We start from the raw sequence: 2,808 nt of genomic DNA, 5'->3' as shown, positions 1-2,808 counted from the left end.
ATTAGAAATGTCAAAGGCGGGAAAGCTTGCCGCCCTTATGAAAGGCTCTCTTCATACTGAAGACTTAATGGGGCCAGTAGTAGGCAAGGAAGGCTTGAGAACGGCGCGCAGAACGAGCCATATTTTTTTGTTTGAACTCAGTAGCTACCACAAGCTGATTGGAATCAGCGACTGTGTTGTGAACATTGCGCCAACCGTTGAGCATAAAAAACATATCCTGCTCAATAGTCTAGATGCGCTTGCTAAGCTAGGAATACATCAGGCAAAGGTGGCCATTATTGCCGCAACAGAAGTAATCAATCCAGCGATGCAGGCAACCACAGATGCAAAGACATTAGTAGATCTACAGCGCACTGAACCCTTCTTTCCGGGCGCATTAATTGAGGGGCCGTTTGGTTTTGACAATGCATTGTCTGCGGCCTCAGCAAAAACCAAAGGAATTGATTCTGCTGTATCCGGTGATCCCGATTTATTACTGGCCCCTGACCTGCAGGCTGGCAATATTCTGTATAAATCACTCATCTACATGGCGGGAGCTGAATGTGCTGGGGCAATTTTGGGCACCACCGTCCCGATCATTCTGACATCCCGTTCAGATTCAGTATTTTCTAGAGTAGCATCCACCGCATTAGCAATGCGCATAGCCTAAACCTGATATACGACTCTCCTTAAGAAACCAGAAACCATGTTTAAGATTTTTTCAAAAGATCCCATTCACGATCCAATCCATAAGCAAGCACCTGCAACTGAAATTAAAAAGACCACATGCTATATGTGCGCTTGCCGCTGTGGGATTCGAGCTCACCTTCGCGATGGTGAGCTGGTATACATTGATGGCAATCCAGAGCATCCATTAAATCAAGGCGTTATATGTGCAAAAGGATCTGCGGGCATCATGAAGCAGAAGTCTCCAGCGCGCATCACCAAACCCCTGTTGCGAAAAGAAGGTAGTGATCGAGGGGCTGGCGAGTTTGATGAAATCAGCTGGGAGCAAGCATTTGAATTACTAGTCGATCGCTTAAAAAAGATCCGAGAAACTGATCCAAAGAAGTTCGCTCTATTTACCGGGCGCGATCAGATGCAAGCCTTAACAGGTCTATTTGCTCGCCAGTTTGGCACACCAAACTATGCAGCGCATGGCGGATTTTGTTCCGTCAACATGGCTGCTGGAATGATTTACACCATTGGTGGCAGTTTTTGGGAATTTGGTGGCCCTGATCTAGATCATGCAAAACTATTCATCATGATTGGTACGGCTGAGGATCACCACAGCAACCCAATGAAAATCGCTCTGTCAAAATTCAAAAGGGCAGGCGGTCGCTTTATATCCATTAACCCAGTTCGTACCGGCTACTCTGCTATAGCGGATGAGTGGATTCCGATCAAACCCGGAACAGATGGCGCCTTGTTTATGGCCCTCATGCATGAGTTAATTCGCACTGAACAATACGATGCAGCTTTTCTAAAGCGCTATAGTAATTCCGGTCAATTAGTTTGCCTTGATGCAGGTCCTGAAGAAGGATTATTTTTATTTGACCCGGATTCAGACCCTATTAATGCAGACTTACCGCACAATAAATACGTTTGGGATGAGCGCACTCAGAGTGCAAGACCTTGCTTTGCAGAGGATGTTTCACCAACCCTGTGTGGTGAATTCATCATGGGTGCAGGACCACACCAAGGCAAAAAAGTTGCGTCTGCATTCGAGCTATTACGCAGGCAGGTTCAAGAAACAACGCCTGAGTGGGCAGCCTCAATTACCGGTATTCCAGCTGAGCGTATTAAAAAATTAGCCAATGAAATTGGTCAAGCGGCTTTTGAGCAAGCATTTGAAATGCCAGTGCAATGGACTGATGCCTGGGGTAAAGAGCATCAATCAGTGACGGCGCGACCAGTTGCATTTCATGCGATGCGTGGCCTAGCAGCACATTCCAATGGTTTTCAAACGACGCGCGGTTTGGCGGTTTTAATGTCACTGATTGGTACGATCGATAGACCTGGTGGCTTTAGACATAAAGCCCCTTACCCAAGACAAGTTCCTCCAAATGTCAAGCCACCCTCTTCAGAGAATGACATTAAACCCAACACACCATTGGGTAAGGCACCACTCGGTTGGCCCACACAGCCAGAGGATCTTGCGCTAGATAAAGACGGTACGCCACTACGCATAGACAAGGCCTACACTTGGGAGCACCCTCTAGCAGCTCATGGACTTATGCATAACGTGATTACCAATGCCGTCAAAGGTGATCCCTACTCCATTGATACGCTCATGATTTTCATGGCAAATATGTCATGGAATTCCACCATGAATACCATGGAGGTTCGCGATTTATTGAATTCTAAGAACACTGACGGCGAATTCAAAATTCCATTTCTTGTAGTTTGCGATGCATTTCAATCTGAAATGGTTGATTTTGCCGATCTCGTTTTACCCGACACCACGTATCTAGAGCGCCACGATGCAATGAGTTTGCTCGATCGACCAATTTCAGAGTTTGATGGGCCGGTAGATTCAGTGCGTATTCCAGTTCTACCAGCTACCGGCGAGTGCAAACCCTTCCAAGAGGTCTTAATTGAGCTAGCTTCGCGCCTAAAGTTCCCGGCGTTTACCGCGGAAGATGGTAGTCGCAAATTCAAAGACTATCCAGACTTTATTACCCGCTTTGAAACCGCCCCTAATTCTGGGATTGGATTTTTAGCAGGATGGCGCGGTAAAGACGGTGAAAAGAGTCTTCGCGGCGAGCCAAATCCAGATCAATGGAAACGCTACGCTGAAAACAATTGCGTCTTTCATTACAAAATGCC

2 protein-coding genes are annotated in these 2,808 nt (G+C 46.7%); both read left to right on the top strand.

Annotation, left to right across the window (positions count from 1 at the left end; all coding sequences use genetic code 11):
* Positions 1 to 649, top strand: a 649-nt coding sequence (locus B7X71_RS14730; RefSeq protein WP_293601209.1) for a phosphate acyltransferase, incomplete at its 5' end; no start/stop codon positions are given.
* Between the two features lie 36 nt (positions 650 to 685).
* On the top strand, positions 686 to 2,808 hold a 2,123-nt coding region (locus B7X71_RS14725), incomplete at its 3' end, for a molybdopterin-dependent oxidoreductase (RefSeq protein ID WP_293601208.1).

The sequence above is a fragment of the Polynucleobacter sp. 39-46-10 genome (genome assembly GCF_002282275.1).
The sequence above is the reverse complement of the archived record's forward strand: the minus strand, read 5'-3'. Positions and strand labels throughout refer to the sequence as shown.